At 27.2% G+C, this 16,977-nt stretch carries 18 protein-coding genes; 17 read left to right on the top strand and 1 reads right to left on the bottom strand.

Features of this window, described 5'->3' with window-relative positions:
* Nucleotides 1-28 precede the first annotated feature (28 nt).
* The 5 genes from abc-f to AVBRAN_RS04840 are packed head-to-tail and all read left to right on the top strand — an operon-like array spanning nt 29 to nt 4,771.
* The gene (gene abc-f / locus AVBRAN_RS04860; protein WP_214120464.1) at nt 29-1,966 is read left to right on the top strand and encodes a ribosomal protection-like ABC-F family protein; all 1,938 of its coding nucleotides are present in this window, start codon (nt 29-31) and stop codon (nt 1,964-1,966) included.
* Nucleotides 1,953-3,140 carry a M48 family metallopeptidase gene (locus AVBRAN_RS04855; protein WP_239803695.1) on the top strand — a complete coding sequence of 396 codons (1,188 nt, stop codon included), beginning with the start codon at nt 1,953-1,955 and terminating at the stop codon, nt 3,138-3,140. Before abc-f ends, AVBRAN_RS04855 begins: the two co-directional genes overlap by 14 nt.
* Nucleotides 3,124-3,927, top strand: coding sequence for a HemK/PrmC family methyltransferase (locus AVBRAN_RS04850; RefSeq protein WP_239803694.1), 804 nt, complete (start codon nt 3,124-3,126; stop codon nt 3,925-3,927). The genes AVBRAN_RS04855 and AVBRAN_RS04850 overlap by 17 nt, the downstream gene beginning before the upstream one ends.
* A complete protein-coding gene (locus AVBRAN_RS04845) occupies nt 3,914-4,351 on the top strand; it encodes a DUF4149 domain-containing protein (protein WP_239803693.1) in 438 nt (145 codons plus the stop codon). Before AVBRAN_RS04850 ends, AVBRAN_RS04845 begins: the two co-directional genes overlap by 14 nt.
* 33 nt (nt 4,352-4,384) lie before the next feature.
* A complete protein-coding gene (locus AVBRAN_RS04840; protein ID WP_214120460.1) occupies nt 4,385-4,771 on the top strand; it encodes a hypothetical protein in 387 nt (128 codons plus the stop codon).
* A gap of 19 nt (nt 4,772-4,790) precedes the next feature.
* Here AVBRAN_RS04840 and AVBRAN_RS04835 read toward each other — a convergent pair whose 3' ends face one another.
* On the bottom strand, nt 4,791-5,192 hold the full coding sequence (locus tag AVBRAN_RS04835) for a hypothetical protein (protein WP_239803692.1): 402 nt from the start codon (nt 5,190-5,192) through the stop codon (nt 4,791-4,793).
* 56 nt (nt 5,193-5,248) lie between these two features.
* On the opposite strand from AVBRAN_RS04835, the gene mobB reads away from it, so the two are divergent.
* From mobB to AVBRAN_RS04775, 12 genes are all read left to right on the top strand, one after another.
* The gene (gene mobB / locus AVBRAN_RS04830; RefSeq protein WP_214117536.1) at nt 5,249-5,719 is read left to right on the top strand and encodes a molybdopterin-guanine dinucleotide biosynthesis protein B; all 471 of its coding nucleotides are present in this window, start codon (nt 5,249-5,251) and stop codon (nt 5,717-5,719) included.
* On the top strand, nt 5,719-6,582 hold the full coding sequence (locus tag AVBRAN_RS04825; protein WP_214117535.1) for a class 1 fructose-bisphosphatase: 864 nt from the start codon (nt 5,719-5,721) through the stop codon (nt 6,580-6,582). The genes mobB and AVBRAN_RS04825 overlap by 1 nt, the downstream gene beginning before the upstream one ends.
* Nucleotides 6,569-6,754 carry a hypothetical protein gene (locus AVBRAN_RS04820; RefSeq protein WP_214117534.1) on the top strand — a complete coding sequence of 62 codons (186 nt, stop codon included), beginning with the start codon at nt 6,569-6,571 and terminating at the stop codon, nt 6,752-6,754. The genes AVBRAN_RS04825 and AVBRAN_RS04820 overlap by 14 nt, the downstream gene beginning before the upstream one ends.
* A gap of 8 nt (nt 6,755-6,762) precedes the next feature.
* Complete coding sequence (metG, locus tag AVBRAN_RS04815) at nt 6,763-8,634, top strand: methionine--tRNA ligase (RefSeq protein WP_239803691.1); 1,872 nt, start codon at nt 6,763-6,765, stop codon at nt 8,632-8,634.
* Nucleotides 8,635-8,637: 3 nt separating this feature from the next.
* On the top strand, nt 8,638-9,477 hold the full coding sequence (locus tag AVBRAN_RS04810) for a hypothetical protein (RefSeq protein ID WP_214150272.1): 840 nt from the start codon (nt 8,638-8,640) through the stop codon (nt 9,475-9,477).
* Nucleotides 9,474-10,874: a UDP-N-acetylmuramoyl-tripeptide--D-alanyl-D-alanine ligase gene (gene murF, locus AVBRAN_RS04805; RefSeq protein WP_239803690.1), complete on the top strand. Its 1,401-nt coding sequence runs from the start codon at nt 9,474-9,476 to the stop codon at nt 10,872-10,874. The genes AVBRAN_RS04810 and murF overlap by 4 nt, the downstream gene beginning before the upstream one ends.
* Before the next feature lie 110 nt (nt 10,875-10,984).
* Nucleotides 10,985-12,412, top strand: coding sequence for a catalase (locus tag AVBRAN_RS04800; RefSeq protein WP_239803689.1), 1,428 nt, complete (start codon nt 10,985-10,987; stop codon nt 12,410-12,412).
* A 1-nt stretch (nt 12,413) separates the two neighbouring features.
* Nucleotides 12,414-12,878 (top strand): ankyrin repeat domain-containing protein, encoded by a 465-nt coding sequence (locus AVBRAN_RS04795; RefSeq protein ID WP_214120329.1) that lies wholly within the window; start codon nt 12,414-12,416, stop codon nt 12,876-12,878.
* 283 nt (nt 12,879-13,161) lie between these two features.
* Nucleotides 13,162-13,863, top strand: a complete 702-nt coding sequence (locus AVBRAN_RS04790) for an ABC transporter substrate-binding protein (RefSeq protein WP_239803688.1) — start codon at nt 13,162-13,164, stop codon at nt 13,861-13,863.
* A gap of 9 nt (nt 13,864-13,872) precedes the next feature.
* Complete coding sequence (locus tag AVBRAN_RS04785; protein WP_214117527.1) at nt 13,873-14,568, top strand: transporter substrate-binding domain-containing protein; 696 nt, start codon at nt 13,873-13,875, stop codon at nt 14,566-14,568.
* Between the two features lie 308 nt (nt 14,569-14,876).
* The gene (locus AVBRAN_RS04780; protein WP_214117526.1) at nt 14,877-15,593 is read left to right on the top strand and encodes a transporter substrate-binding domain-containing protein; all 717 of its coding nucleotides are present in this window, start codon (nt 14,877-14,879) and stop codon (nt 15,591-15,593) included.
* A 9-nt stretch (nt 15,594-15,602) separates the two neighbouring features.
* A complete protein-coding gene (locus AVBRAN_RS04775; RefSeq protein WP_214150519.1) occupies nt 15,603-16,796 on the top strand; it encodes an argininosuccinate synthase in 1,194 nt (397 codons plus the stop codon).
* Nucleotides 16,797-16,977 lie beyond the last annotated feature (181 nt).

Below are 16,977 nucleotides of genomic sequence, written 5' to 3'. Positions count from 1 at the left end.
CCTTTAAAAAACTTAAGGATTATTTAAATTGATTTTAATAGATTGTATTGATATTGATAAAGCTTACGGCGAAAAAGTTATTTTAAAAAATGTAAATTTTAGTATAAACGATGGCGAAAAAATCGCAATAATAGGTAAAAACGGGCAGGGCAAATCTACATTTTTAAAAATAATTACTAAAGAAATAGAACCTGATAATGGTAGGGTTTTGATTAATTCAAGTATAAATTTTTCTATGCTTTCTCAAAGCATTAATATAGATTATAATCTTAGCGTAGATGAATATATTAAATTAGAATTAGGCGATATTTTTAATGCTTTAAGCGAATATAATGAGATTAATTCTAAACTATCAACTAATCCAAATGATAAAGAATTATTACAAAAACAACAAATTTTATTTGATTTAATAGAGAGTAAGGACGCTTGGAGTATTGATAGCAAAATAAATAGAGCTTTAAAAGAATTTGAATTAAGTAGTTTTATAAATAGAAATCTAGCAAGTCTTAGTGGTGGGGAATTAAGAAGATTAAGCCTTGCTTGTATGCTGCTTAAATCTCCTGATGTTTTGATTTTAGATGAGCCTACGAACCACTTAGATGTAACTATGTGTAAATACCTTGAAGATATGTTAAAAGCTAGTAAAAAATGTGTTATTTTTATAAGTCACGATAGATATTTTATAGACAACATTGCAAGTAAATGCGTAGAAATAGAAGATGCAAAATTAAGAGAATTTGAAGGTGGGTATTCAAATTATTTACAAGCTAAGGCAAGATTACTAGAAAGCCTTAATAAAAGCTATGAAACCTTAGTAAAACAATTAAAAAGCGAAGAAGAATGGCTGCGTCGTGGGGTAAAAGCAAGGCTTAAGCGAAACGAAGGTAGAAAAGAGCGTATTTTTAAAATGCGTGAAGAGGCTAAAAAAAATCCTAGTATTTTGAATAGACTAAGAGTTGAGCTTGCCCGTGCAAGTGATATAAAATCAAATCCACTCATAGCAAATAAGAAAAAAATGCTTTTTGAATTACACGATATTAGCCTAACACTAGGCGAAAAATTATTATTTAAGCCATTTAATGCAAGGATTTTGCAAGGTGAAAAAATAGCAATTGTAGGCAAAAACGGCTGTGGAAAATCTAGCTTTTTACAAATTCTACTTGAAAAGCTTCGCCCTAGCAGTGGTTTTATAAAAAAAGGTGAGATAAATATAGGATATTTTGACCAGAAAAAAAGTGATTTAAAAGATGATGAAACTTTGATTGAGTATTTTTGTCCAAATGGCGGTGATACTATCAATGTGAAAGGCTCTAATATGCATGTATATGGATATTTAAAGCATTTTTTATTTCCTAAAGAACAACTTACTTATAAAATCGGCTCACTTAGTGGTGGCGAAAAAAGTAGGGTGGCTTTAGCAAAACTTTTTACAAAAGATTATGAAGTATTAATTTTAGATGAGCCTACTAATGATTTAGATATTGCTACGATTAATATTTTAGAGCAGTATTTAATGGATTTTAAAGGTGCTTTGATATTTGTAAGTCATGATAGATATTTTACGGATAGACTTGCTACTAAGCTTTTTGCCTTTTCAAATCAATCAATTGAAATTGAAACTATGAAATTTAGTGAGCTTTTAGAATTAAACGATGAATTAAGCGAGTTAAATAGTGAAATAGAAAATGATAAAGAAAAACCAGTAAAAGTTGAGCGTAAAAAAAGCGTAAAATTAAGCTATAAACAAAATAAAATCCTAGAAGAACACCCAGTTAAGATTGAAGAGATTGAAAAAGAAATTAGATTATTAAATGAATACTTAAGCGACCCTACAAAATATGAAAAATATGGGATATTAGCTTTAAATGAAAGGCTTGAGAATTTAAATCAGGAATTAGAGCTTTTAGAAAATGAGTATTACGAAGTTTTAGAACTTACAGAAAGGTTAGAAAATGTTGATAATTAGTATAATTAGTGTAATTTTTGTGATTGAAACAATACTTAAATTACTTGAAATAAATCATATTAAAACAAAAACAAATAAAGGTTTTTTAAGTGATGAGCAATTTATAGAATTTAAAAATATAGCCATAGTTGAGCATAAATTTTCAATACTAAATAATTTTTTAGCACTTATTTTAAATTGCGTATTTATATTGGTGTTATTTAATGTATTAAAGGTTCATTTTGAGCCTAATTCACTGCTTGATAATACTATTTTAGTTTTATTGTATTTTATTATAAATTCTTGCATTCTAACTTGCTTAGATTATTATAAAACTATGGTTGTTGATACCAAGCACGGCTTTAATAAAAAAACTCCTAAAATGTATTTTAAAGACCTTTTAAAATCATTAATCTTATTAGTAATTATAGGTGGAGCTTTAGTTTATATTTTGCTTTTTGCTATTGCTAAATTAGGCGAGTTTTGGTGGATAGGTGGCTTTGTTATTTTATTTATTTTTAGTCTTTTAGCTATGGTTATTTATCCTAATTTTATAGTTCCATTGTTTAATAAGTTAAGCCCTGTAGAAGGTGAATTAAGAGATGATATTGCAAAATTATTAGATGAATGTGGCTTTAAAAGTAATGGGGTATTTAGTATGGACGCTAGTAAAAACGATACTAGACTTAATGCTTATTTTGCGGGTATGTTTGGAGCAAAAAAAGTAGTTCTTTATGATACTTTAATCAATGCTATGAGTAAAGATGAATTACTTGCCGTATTAGCTCACGAATTAGGGCATTTTAAACATAAAGATATTTTAAAAATGCTTTTTATAAGTGGTTTAAATCTATTAATTACCTTTGCGTTTTTTGGATATTTTTCAAGTTTTTTTGAAAATCAATTTAATTTAGAAGGCTTTGTATCTAGCCCGTTGTTTGCTTTTATTATGGTAGGCTCGGCAATTTCGTTTATTTTAAGTCCTATTTTAAATTCTATTTCAAGAAAAAATGAATTTAGTGCAGATAAACACGGAGCAATAAAAACTAGCAAAAACGATATGATAAGTGCTTTAAAGGTATTAGCTATTCATAATAAAGCCTTGTTAGATCATAACGCTATTTATGAAATGATTTATAAAACTCATCCGAGTTTAAGTAGAAGAATAAGTGTATTAAATGATAGCCACATTTAACGAATTAAAAGCCCTAAGCAATGAAGTAATTGCAAGACAGATTATAATGGAGTATTTTTCATATTCAATGCTTGAGTATTCAGTCGCAAGGGCAAATGTGATAAATCCAAGCGATAAAATTAAACTTTTAAGTATTGCAAACGAATACAAAAACGGCACTCCATTGCAATACATATTCTCAAAAACTTATATAAAAGATTTAGAATTTAAATGTGCTAAAGGAGTGTTAATTCCTAGAAATGATACTGAAATACTAATAGATTTAGCAATAAATCTAATAAATCAAAATAATATAAAAAATATTTTTGAAATAGGTTTTGGAAGTGGGATTATTAGTATATTTTTAAAATTATTTACAAAAGCAAATATAAAAGCCTGTGATATAAACAAATTAGCCTTACAACTAGCCAATGAAAATGCTAAATTGCATAATGTAAATTGTGATTTTTTTATTAGCGATTTTATGAAAGTTAATTTTAAAGACTATGAACTAATTATCTCAAATCCTCCATATATTAGCACCGAATATAATTTAGATAAATCAGTATTAAAAGAGCCTAAAACAGCGCTTTTTGGTGGTAAAAAAGGATATGAGATATTATTTAAAATAATTGATAAATGTTATTTAGAAAATGTGAGATTTTTAATGTGCGAATTTGGATATGATCAAAAAGAAATCCTAAATGATTATCTAAAAGAAAAGAATTTTAAGGCTAGTTTTTATAAAGATTTAAATGGTTTTGATAGAGTTTTTATAGCAGAAAGGTTAGATTATGAAAAAAATTAATGATTTTTTATTAGCTGGAATAATTTTTGTAGAATTATTCATAGGAATTGTTGTTGCTCCTATTATTTTTTATCCTAGTGCAATTATTGGAGATGGGATTTTAAGCCACTTTCAAAGCGGACTTTTGATGACACAAGTGTTTGTAAAATTTAATTATTTGTTACTTTTCGTAAGCTTTTTAAATATTATTTATGAAAGTATTTCAAATAAATTATTTAGTTTAAAGCCAATTTTAAGCCTAATAATTTTGATTTTAGCCTTAGTGTTTGTATTTTATTATACAGCTAATGTGCTTGATATGCAGGCTTTAGGCGTTACTGATAGTAAAGATTTTGATGATAATCATAAGCAAAGTGAAATGATTTTTAAAGTTATGGTTATTTTACAATTAATATTATTTTTTACTAAGAAAAAAGAAAAATAGGCTATAATCGGCAAAATTTAAAAGGAGTTTAGTATGCAAATTAACAATAACATACAAAGCAATGTCTTAATGGCTCAAAATAAACCTACTCAAAAAGTTGAAGATACTTCGGTAGAACAATTAAATGAGAAAAAAGTAAGTGAAGAAAAATTAAGCGAGAAAAAATATCAAGAAATCAGCACTCAACAAGATGAAATGATTTCAAAAATTCAAAATAATAATACAAATAAAGTTGATTTGAAAAATGATTTAGAAAAAATAGAAAATAGTTTAAAAACAGCAAATAACAATAACGATAGATTTAAAAATGAAGATTTTTCTAAATTAAACGCTAATTTTTTAAAGCAAAATGAAGAAAGTTTTAAAAACGCTCAGCAAGTTAATTTTAACCAAACTCAAATAGCGTCATTATTAGCGTAATTTTAAGGGTTTTTAGCCCTTAAAATTGATATTCAAGAGATTTTGAAATTCTTTGTATTTTAACGCTTCTTGTTTCTTCATTATTTAAAGTAATTTCCATATCAATATTTGTCTTTTTACTAGCAGTATTTATTATTTTGTAAAAATATAAAAAATCATTTTTATAAGGCAAATTAAATTCATTTTTTGGCAGTTTTAAAAATTGAACCAAATACCCTTCAATTATTATATGTTCAATTTCATTTTTACTAGCAATCACAAAATAATCGTTATTATCCTTAACTCCTAAATAACTAATAATGCAATCATTTACATAATAAGACCTTAACATTATTTCTTCTTTTGAATTATAAAATTCATCATTTTGCCTAACACAAGCTGTAAAACATATCAAAATTACTAAAAATAAAGCTTTTTTCATTACTTCTCTTTCGTTTAATTTATAAATTTATAATTTTTAATAAAAAAGGTTAATCAATGAAAAAAGCATTCGCATTTACTGGCCCATCAAATTCGGGCAAAACTACACTAATTTGTAAAATTTCAGAGCATTTACAAAAGCTTGGCTTAAAGGTAGCAATAATTAAGCACGACCCAAAAGATAAAGCAGTATTTGATACGAATGGTAAAGATAGTTTTAAATTCTATCAAACGGGTGCTGAAGTTGCAGTTTTAAGTCCTGTAAAAACCACTATTTTTTATCACGAAAGCTTAGAAATAGAGCAAATAATTAAGCAATTTAGTGCTGATATTGTTTTAGTTGAAGGACTTAAAAGTTTGCCTTTACCAAGATTGTGTGTGTTTTGCAAAGAAGTTGATGAGAGTTATTTAGAATATTCTTTAGCATTAGCTAGTTATTCTAATAAAGATTATGGTTTAAAGCAATTTAATTTAGATGATATTGCTAGTATTAGTGAATTTGTTTTGAATAATGCTAAGGAGATTTAATGCAAGAAATAATAGAAGCTATAAAACAAAGCGTTTTAAAGATTAAGCAAAGCTTTGATAACCCTGAATATGGCTATACAGAATTAAGCAATGCTAGTGGGGATTTACAATTAAAACAAGATGTATTAAGCGATATGATAATTACAAACGAGCTTAGTAAAATTGGCTCAATTAAAGCAATTATCAGTGAAGAAAAAGAAAATCCGCAATTTTTATACGATGATGCAAAATATATAGTTGCGTATGACCCACTTGATGGCTCTTCTTTATTTGATGTTAATTTTGCAGTAGGAAGTATATTTGCTATCTATGAAAATACTGCAGAGCCTAATAGTTTAAAAGCAGCTATTTATTCAATCTATGGCCCTAGAACTCAATTAGTAGTTTGTATAAATGAGCCAAAATTATATGAATACGATGGAAAAGAATTTAAATTCTTAAAAGATTTAAAACTAAATGAAAAAGGTAAATTAAACGCAACAGGCGGCACTCAAAAAGATTGGAGTAAAGCTCATAAAGCAATGATTGATAAAATATTTAGTGATGGATATCGCTTAAGATATAGCGGTGCTATGGTTAGTGATTTACATCAGATTTTAATAAAAGGTGGGGGATTGTTTTCATATCCAAATACAAGCGAAGCTACATTAAATGATGGTAAATTAGGAAAACTTAGGGCTTTATTTGAAGTATTTCCTTTCGCTTATATTTACGAAAAAGCTGGTGGATTTTCAAGTGATGGGATAAAAGGCTCTAAAGGATATGAGAGTTTGCTTAATTTAAAATTTAGCACAATTCACGCAAGCACACCTTGTTATCTTGGTTCAATCAGTGAAAAGGCATATTTAGATGAATATTTATGAGAGTAATTTGCAAATTGCTAAAAAGAATTTGCAAGATTGCCAACAAAAAACGCAAAATAAATTATCTTGTATAGATTGTGAAAAGCTCTGTGAGTGCGATATAAGAAATGCTTTTGTAAAGGCTACTTATGAAAATATGTCGCAAGGTGCTTCACAAGATTTTAATTTTTAAGGATTTAGATGAAAACATATATTACAACTCCAATTTATTATGTAAATGACAAAGCTCATATAGGTCACGCATATACTACTATAATTGCTGATACGCTTGCTAGATTTGCTAGACTTAAAGGAGATGAGACTTTCTTTTTAACAGGCACTGATGAGCATGGTCAAAAAATAGAAGAAAGCGCTATCAAAAACAACGAAAGTCCAAAAGCTTATGCTGATAAAGTTAGCAAAAGTTTTAAAGATTTGTGGGCTGAACTTGAAATTAGTAATGATTATTTTATTAGAACAACTGATGAAAATCATAAAAATTGTGTTCGTAAGATTTTTTTAAAAATGTATGAAAAAGGCGATATTTATAAAGATGAATACGAAGGTCATTATTGTGTATCTTGCGAGACTTTTCATACAAAAACTCAATTACTTGATAATGATAAATGTCCTGATTGCAAAAAGCCTACTAGAATTTTAAAAGAAGAAAGCTATTTTTTTAGATTAAGCAAATACCAAGATAGATTATTAAAATGGTATGAAGATAATCCTACTTGCATTATGCCAGCTAGCAAAAAAAACGAAGTAATAGCATTCGTAAAACAAGGCTTAAGGGATTTATCGGTAACTAGAACTAGCTTTTCTTGGGGTATAAAAATACCTGACGAATTAAATGATAGTAAGCATATAGTTTATGTATGGCTTGATGCCTTGAGTAATTATTTGAGTGCTTTAGGGTATTTAGATAATGATGAAAAAATGTCTTTTTGGCCTGCAAATATTCAATTAGTTGGTAAAGATATTTTAAAATTCCACGCAATTTATTGGCCTTGTTTTTTAATGAGCCTTGATTTAGAGTTGCCTAAAATGATAGGAGCGCACGGCTGGTGGACGGTTGAAGGCGAAAAAATGAGTAAAAGTGTAGGAAATGTAATAAATCCTATTGATGTTAAAAATGAATTTGGCAATGAGCCTTTAAGATATTTTTTATTATCTCAAATGCCTTTTGGAAATGATGGAGATTTTAGCAAACTAGCAATGGTTAATAAAATAAATGCTGAATTAGTAAATGAATTAGGTAATTTATTAAGCAGAAGCATATCAATGGCTAAAAAATATTTTGATTTAAAAGTGGAATTTGAATCAGGATTTAGCGAAGAATTAAATAAAGCAAATGAATATTTTAAAGCAAGTATAAATGCTATAAATGAGCTTAGAATGAATGAATATATAAGCGAAATTATGAAAGCTTTAAGTATAGCAAATGCGATGGTTTCAAAATATGAGCCTTGGACTATGATGAAAAACAACGAAAGCAAACAAACTCAAAGCTTATTAGCAGTAATTTTTAACATTTTAAAAAATGCTAGTATTTTATTAAGTCCTGTTATGCCAAAAGCTAGTACAAAAATAGCTAATGCTTTAGGAGTAAATATTGATACTAAAACATATAACGATATGTTTAATTTACAAAAAGAATTTAATTTAAACGAATGCGAACATTTATTCTCAAGAGTTGAGCTTAAAATTGAAAGCAAAGAAGAAGTAAAAAAAGAATTAAAAGAGCCAAAAATCAAAATTGATGATTTTGCAAAAATCAAAATGCAAGTAGCAACCGTCTTAGAATGTGAAAATGTAGAAGGTAGTGAGAAATTATTAAAATTCCAACTTGATTTAGGAACTGAAAAAAGACAAGTTTTAAGCGGAATTGCTAAATATTATAATGCTAAAGATTTAGTTGGCAAACAAATTATTTTACTTGCTAATTTAGAGAGTAGAAAAGTATTTAAGCATTTAAGTGAAGGTATGATTTTAAGTGCTAAAAATTCAGATGAAAGCTTAGTTTTATTAACACCGCTTACTAAATGTGAAAATGGTGCTGTGATTGGATAAAAATTGGAAATAACTAATTTTTCAGAATTAATTAATGCAAAAATTATTAATAAGCCTAGTGTTTCTAGGCTTAAAGATTTTTGCCTTAATTTAAATAGCGTTACTAATGCTAGTGCGTTTTTTACTGATAAACAAGCATTGGCAAATGAAGCTATTAAAAAAGGTGCTTATGCAATAATTAGCACTAAGGATTTATCAATTAGTGATAAAGAAGTAGCATTTTTAAAAATAAATGATTTTGAATTTGCTTTAACAAGATTGCTTGCCTTTTATTCAATTGATAAAAGGGTGGTTTTATTAGATGAATTAAGCATAGAATGTTTAAATAGGCTAAATATTACTACTTTAAAAAATGACTTATTTTATGATTTTGAAAATATTTTAAAAAATAACTTAATCTTTTGCTCAAGCAAGGAATATTTAGATAAATTAAGCTTAAGCTATGAAAATGTAAAGTATTCTTATGAAATTATTAAACGCTCTAGTTTTTTTTATCAAGATTTAATATTAAATGATGAGTATTATTACAATGTTTTTATACCTATAATATTTACAGAACAATTTGCGAAAATCAATGTATTTAAAGAACTAAATATCAATTATTCAAATCTTAAATTATTAGATTTTATATTTTTAAATGATAATAATGAAATAGTCAAAATGAGCGAAGGCTCTAAGGTTGTGTTTTTTGAAAATAACGAATTAATCATTAGCGAAATCAAAAAACATTTAAATTTATTTGAAATCACCGAAATAAAAAATCATACTTATATGTTATATAAAGGCGATAAAAATAAATTTATTAATGAATTAAATGTATTTAACGAAGGGTTATTTTTATGATTTATATAGTTTCTTTTGCGTTTTCTTTTTTGATGCTTTATTATTTAGCTTTGGTATTGCAGTTAAATAATTATAAATTTAAAAGAGTTTTATTTAATTTTTCTAAAAAGCGTTGGCATTTTTATTATCTAATAGCACCATTTTTACTCTATGTAATTACTTGTGATATTAATCATTTTTTAGCCTTAGGAGTGGCTATAATTTATCTTTTAGCTTTAATTTTTTTAGCAAAAAATATTGATAAACCTTTAGTATTTACAGCTAGGATTAAGAGATTATTTTTATTTAATTTATTAGGTGCTTTTGTATTTACCCCAATTCATTTTTATTGCAAACTTGACCCACATACCTTAGATATTATAATTTTTGCATTTTTACTTTCGTATATTTGTGAGTATTTTGTAAATAAGAGTTTTTATGATAAAGCTTACAACAAAATAAGCAATTTAAAAGATTGTAAAGTAGTATTAATCACTGCAAGTTATGGTAAAACAAGTATCAAACATTACCTAGCTAGTATTACTCAAAACTATTTTAAAATTCATTATGCTAAAGGTAGTATTAACACTCTTTTAGGGCTTATTAAAGATATTAATGAAAACCTAGACACAAATACAAATTTATTAATAATAGAAGCAGGTGCTAGAAAAAAGGGCGATATAGAAGAAATCACAAAATTAGTCCGCCCACATTATGTAACAATAGGACAAATTGGCACAGCCCATTTAGAATATTTTAAAAATATAGAAAATACTAAAGAAGTTAAAAAAGAAGCCCTAAAAAGCACTAGATTAGAATTAGCAATTACTCATAGTAGTGTAGGTGAGAGCTTTAGCTATGATAGTGCTTTAAGTGAGATAAAAGCTAGTTTAGATGGGCTTAGTTTTACATGCAATGATGAAAAGTATTTTGCTAATTTATTAGGTAGTTTTAATGCTAGTAATTTATGTGCTTGTATTTACCTAGCTAAGGCTTTAGGTTTAAATTACGAGCAAATTAGCAAAGAAATAGCTAATTTAAAAGCTACAGAACATAGATTACAAATCATCTCTCGTGAGCCAAAATTTATAATTGATGATGGGTTTAATGGTAATTATGATGGTATGAGTGATAGCTATAGAATAATTAAAGATTATAATTTAGGCAAAAAAGTCTTAGTTAGTCCAGGGATAATTGAAGCAAGTGAAGAGTTAAACAAAAAACTATGCGAAGTAATTAATGAATGTTTTGATTTAGCAATTATTACAAGCGAGACTAATGCTAGAATATATGATGAGAATTTAAAAATTAAAAAAATCATTCTAAAAGATAAAGCAAAATTAATTGAAACTTTAGCTAATGAAACTAAAGAAAAGGATTTAATAATATTCTCAAATGACGCTCCTAATTTCATATAAAATAGAATAAAATTATTAGCTAAAAAATTTTTTAGATAATAATTTTTATTATTTACCAATTATTATCCTATCTTATTTATTATTACTTCACATTTTTAAAAGGAGATATAATGAAACAATTAACAACGGATTTTGGTAACCCAATAGGTTCAAATCAAAACTCACTTAGTGCAGGTGCAATGGGACCGCTTTTAATGCAAGATTATCAATTGATTGAAAAACTTGCTCATCAAAATAGAGAAAGAATTCCAGAGCGTGCAGTTCATGCAAAAGGAAGTGGAGCTTATGGAGAATTAAGAATAACACAAGATATTAGCAAATATACAAAAGCAAAAGTTTTTGCTAAGGGTGAAGTTACTCCACTTTTCTTACGCTTTTCAACAGTTGCAGGTGAAGCAGGTGCAGCTGATGCTGAAAGAGATGTTCGTGGTTTTGCGATTAAGTTTTACACAAAAGAAGGTATTTGGGATTTAGTAGGTAATAATACTCCTACATTTTTCTTAAGAGATGCTTACAAATTCCCTGATTTTATTCATACTCAAAAAAGAGACCCAAGAACTCATTTAAGAAGTAATAATGCGGCGTGGGATTTTTGGACTTTAACTCCTGAAGCACTACATCAAGTAACAATTCTTATGAGTGATAGAGGAATTCCTGCATCATATCGTCATATGAATGGATATGGTTCTCATACTTATTCATTTATTAATGATAAAAATGAAAGATTTTGGGTTAAATTTCACTTTAAAACCAAACAAGGAATTAAGTGCTTAACAAATGAAGAAGCAGAAAAAATCATAGCAAAAGATAGAGAATCTCATCAAAGAGATTTATACGAGAATATTGAAAAAGGAAATTTCCCTGTTTGGAGCGTAAAAGTTCAAATCCTTGCAGAAAACGAAGTTGAAAAACTTGGATTTAATCCATTTGATTTAACAAAAGTATGGCCTCATAGCATTGTTCCGTTAATTGAAGTTGGAGAAATGATATTAAATCGCAATCCACAAAATTACTTTAATGAAGTAGAGCAAGCTGCATTTAGCCCAAGCAATATTGTTCCAGGTATAAGCTTTAGTCCTGATAAAATGCTTCAAGCTAGAATTTTTAGCTATCCTGACGCACAAAGATACAGAATTGGTGCAAACTATCATCAATTACCTGTAAATAGAGCTAGAAATGAAGTTAGCACATATAATGTTGCAGGTGCTATGAATTTTGGTATAGGTGATAATTTATCTAATGGTGCTTATTATGAGCCAAATACTTTAGGTGGTGCAAGTGAAAATGCTAAATATCTTGAGCCTGATTTGGCAATAGGTAATAGTGCAGCTAGATATGCTCCGCTTGATAATGATTTTTATACACAACCAAGAAATCTATTTAATATCTTACCTGCTGATGAAAAAGAAAGACTATATAAAAATCTAGCAGCAAGTTTTGATGGTGTAAAAGATGAAATCATTGCAAAAGCTCTAGCACATTTTGAAAAAATTAGCCCTGAATATGCAAATGGCGTAAGAAAAGCTTTAGGAAAATAAAATGCAATTAAGTAGTGCCGAATTAGCAAGATACGATGAATTATGTAAAATGGCGTTGGATTTTGCAAGAAATAATGATTACAACACTCTCCTTAACATGATAAAGGCAGGATTTAATGTTGATTTTAAAGACCATCGTGGAAACACACTTTTAATGTTGGCTTGTTATAACGGCTCTTACGAATGCGCTCAAATGCTTATTAGCAATGGTGCAAGTGTTGATATGAAAAATGATAAAGGTCAAACTCCACTAGCTGGAGTTTGCTTTAAAGGTTATTTAAATATCGTAAAACTGCTAGTAGAAAACGGAGCAAATATTGATGAAAACAATGGTTTAGGAATGACTCCTTACACATTTGCTTTAATGTTTGGAAGAACTGAAATTGCTGAATATTTAGCTTCGCAAAAATCTAGTATATTAAAAAAATTAACGTTAAAACTCTTAAAACTCTTCAAAAAAGTATAAAATTTAAAAGCAAATAATATTTTTTTATAAATAATTAATATTATTTGCTATTTTATGATATATTTTGCAAAAAAATTTAAAGGAGATAAAATGTTAAATTGTAACAATCTAAATTCTTTTGTATTATTCACTAAAGCCCATTGACCCTTACTCTTATTTTTTAATTTCCCAATTTTTATTATTGTTTATTTTTTTAGTTTTTTATTTTTAGCATTTTAAGCTTTATAGCTTTATTTTATTTGCTTGAAAATAAATTTGTTTTATTGTTTTTAAAGGAAAAATTATGAAAAAATTTATTATTTTATTAGCATTTGTAATGCAAATTTTCGCACAAGATTTGATTAAAGTTGGAATTGACCCAGCATATGCACCATTTGGATATATGAAAGATGGTAAAGCATATGGATTTGATATAGATTTAGTAAATGAAATGGCTAAGATATTGGATATTAAAGTGGAATTTGTTCCTATGGATTTTGATGGTTTAATAAGTGGTTTAAAACTTAAAAAAATTGATATGATAGCTTCAGGACTTAGAAATACACCAGAAAGAGCTAAGAGCGTTGAGTTTAGTGATTTTTACTATATAAGTAGTAATTATTTTTTAAAACAATCTTCAAGAACTGATATTAATGAAATTAATGGACTTACTATAGGAGCACAATTAGGCTCAATTCAAGCTGATATATTAGCTAGATTTAAAGATGTAAAACCATTTTTAAATGCTGATACTTCAAATTTAATTTTAGCATTAGTTGGTGGCAAAATTGATTCTGTTTTAGTAGATAAAACTGTAGCCAAAGGATATTTAAGAAATTATAAAAATTTAGTTGTATTTAAGAAAACTGAAGAAAAAACTGATGGTCTTAGTTTTGCTTTTGCTAAAGGAAATACAAAGTTAAGAGATGAATTTAATAGGGCACTTAAAATTATAAAAGATAGTGGAATTTATGATAATTTAATAAAAAAATATGATATGGAATAAGGAAAAATTATGAAAAAATTAATTATTTTATTAGCATTTGTAATGCAAATTTTCGCACAAGATTTAATTAAAGTTGGTATGTCGCCTGGTTTTGCTCCGTTTGGATATATAAAAGATGAAAAAATCGTTGGCTTTGATATAGATTTAGTAAATGAAATAGCTAAAGTATTGGATATTAAAGTGGAATTTGTTCCTATGGATTTTGATGCTTTAATGGGTGCTGTTAAATTAGGCAAAATTGATGTGATAGCTTCAGGACTTAGCAATACTCCTGCAAGGGCAAAGAATGTTGAGTTTAGTGATATTTATTATACTGGTTCAAATTGTTTTTTAAGATTAAAATCAAGAACTGATATTAAAGATTTAAATAATTTAGTAGTAGGAGTGCAATTAGGTTCAATTCAAGCTGCAATGCTTAATGAAATTCCTTCGGCAAAACCATTTTTAAATTCTGAAATTTCAAATCTAATCCTAGCATTAGTAAATGGCAAAATAGATGCTGTTATAGTTGATAAATTAGTAGCTAGAGGATACTTAAATACCTATAAAGAAATTGAAATATTTAAAGATATACAAGAAAAAAGTGGCACTAGCTTTGCATTTGCTAAAGGTAATATTAAATTAAGAGATGATTTTAATAAGGCTTTAGAAATTGTAAAAAGTCAAGGAATTTATGAAAAATTATTAGAAAAATATGAAATGTGATATTTTTTAATACAAATTTTGTTAATTTTGTTACAAATCGTAACGAAATTAACAAAAAAAATAATTTTTTATTATCATTAACAAAAAATATTGATATTATTATTTAAATTATTTTAAAGGAGAAAAAATGCAAAAGAGTGTTGCTAAATTATTTTTAAGACTTCGTTGATGCTTACTACTATTTTTTAATTTCCCAGATTTTATCATTGTTAATTTTTATTATTGTTAGTTTTATCATTGTTATTTAGGTTATTTTAGTTTTTTGCTCTAAGCAATTTAGTTATTTATTTTTATTAAAAGGATTAATTATGAAAAAGTTATTTTTAGGTTTTGCACTAGTTGCACAAATTTTTGCTCAAGATATTTTAAAAGTAGGAACATCTCCAGGTTATGCACCATTTGAATATATGAAAGATGGTAAAATTGTTGGATTTGATATGGATTTAGTGGAAGAAATAGCAAAAATACTAGATATTAAAGTTGAATTTGTTGCTATTGAATTTGATGGTTTAATCAATGCTTTAAAAGCAGGGAAAATTGATGTTATAGCTTCTGGAATGAACGAAACCCCACAAAGAGCAAAAAGTGTTGATTTTTCTAATTCATATTATAACGGGGTAAATTATTATGTTAAATTAAAAGAAAATACTAATATAAATTCTTTAGAAGATTTATCAAAAGGGGCTAAATTAGGAGCTCAATTAGGCACTTTACAAGCTGATGAAGTTAGTAAAATTAAAGGCGTAAAACCATATTTAAATTCTGAATTAATAGTTTTTGTTTTAGCAACGGTTAATAAAAAAATAGATGGTTTTGTATTAGACGCTGCTGTGGCTAAAGGCTATATTAATACTTATCCTGAACTTAGCGTATTTGCTAAAACACCAATTTTAGGTGATGGAGTGAGTTTTGCATTTGCCAAAGGTAATACAAAATTAAAAGATGATTTTAATAATGCCTTAAAAATTCTAAAAGACAACGGAACTTATGTAAAATTATTACAAAAATACGATTTAGATAATTAAGGAGAAAGTATGAAAAAAATTGTTTTAGCTTATAGCGGGGGTCTTGATACTTCAGCAATTATTCCTTGGCTTAAAGAAAATTATGATTGTGAAGTGTATGCTTTAGTAGCTGATGTTGGTCAAGATAAAAATGAATTAGTAGATGTTAAACAAAAGGCATTTAATTCAGGAGCAAAAGATTGTGTGGTAGTTGATTTAAAAGAAGATTTTGTTAAAAACTATATATATCCTACAATTTTAAGCGGGGCATTATATGAAGGCACATATTTACTAGGCACTTCAATGGCAAGACCGGTAATTGCTAAGGCTTTAGTTGATTATGCAATAAGCATTAATGCTGATGCTATCGCACATGGAGCTACAGGAAAAGGTAATGATCAAGTAAGATTTGAATATACTATAAACGCACTAGCACCTAAGTTAGAAGTTATAGCTCCTTGGAGAATTTGGAATATGAAATCAAGAGAAGATTTGCTTGATTTTTTAGCATTAAAAAATATTAAAACAACAGCGAGTAAAGAAAAAATCTATAGCAAAGATGCAAACGCTTGGCATATTTCAACTGAAGGCGGGGTTTTAGAAGATACAACGACTTTTAATAATGAAGATTGTTTTTGTCTAAGTGTAAATCCAAAAATCGCTCCTAATGAAGCTGAATTAGTAAAATTAAGCATTGAAAAAGGTGTGGTTACAAAGGTAAATGATATTAGTCTAAGTCCTTATGAAGCTTTAAATAAGCTTAATGAAATAGGGGCAAAACACGGAGTTGGTAGGATTGATATTGTAGAAAATAGGCTTGTAGGAATGAAATCAAGGGGATGTTATGAAACACCTGGCGGAACAATTATAAATACTGCTTTAAGAGCGTTAGAGCAAATCGTTCTTGATAGAGATAGCTTAAAATTAAGAGCTATGTTAGGACTTGAAATGAGCTATTTAGTGTATGATGGTAAGTGGTTTTGCCCTACAAGAGCTGCTATTAGTGCTGCGATTAATGAATTTAGCAAAGATTTAAATGGAGAAATAATTATAGAATTATATAAAGGCAATTGCAATGCAATGAGTAAAAGCTCTCCTAATAGTCTTTATGATAAAGATTTTGCAACTTTTAGTGAAGATGAAGTTTATAATCAATTTGATGCAGCAGGATTTATAAGACTATTTAGCTTAAGTGCAAAAATTAGAGCACTAAAAAAATCTTAATTTAATATTTTAGGTCTTTTCATTAAGACCTAAAATTATTCTATTTCTATATTTATTTACAATCTAATTCTATTTTCTAGCTATTTAAAACAATATTATTACGATATTTATTTTAATTTTTACACAAAGCATAGTGATGAATTAAATAATATTTTTTATCAAAAAATAAATTACAAAATTT

This window comes from Campylobacter sp. RM12651, from assembly GCF_022369475.1.
In the GTDB taxonomy this organism is placed as follows: Bacteria; Campylobacterota; Campylobacteria; order Campylobacterales; family Campylobacteraceae; genus Campylobacter_E.
This window is presented reverse-complemented; position numbering and strand designations above follow the sequence as displayed.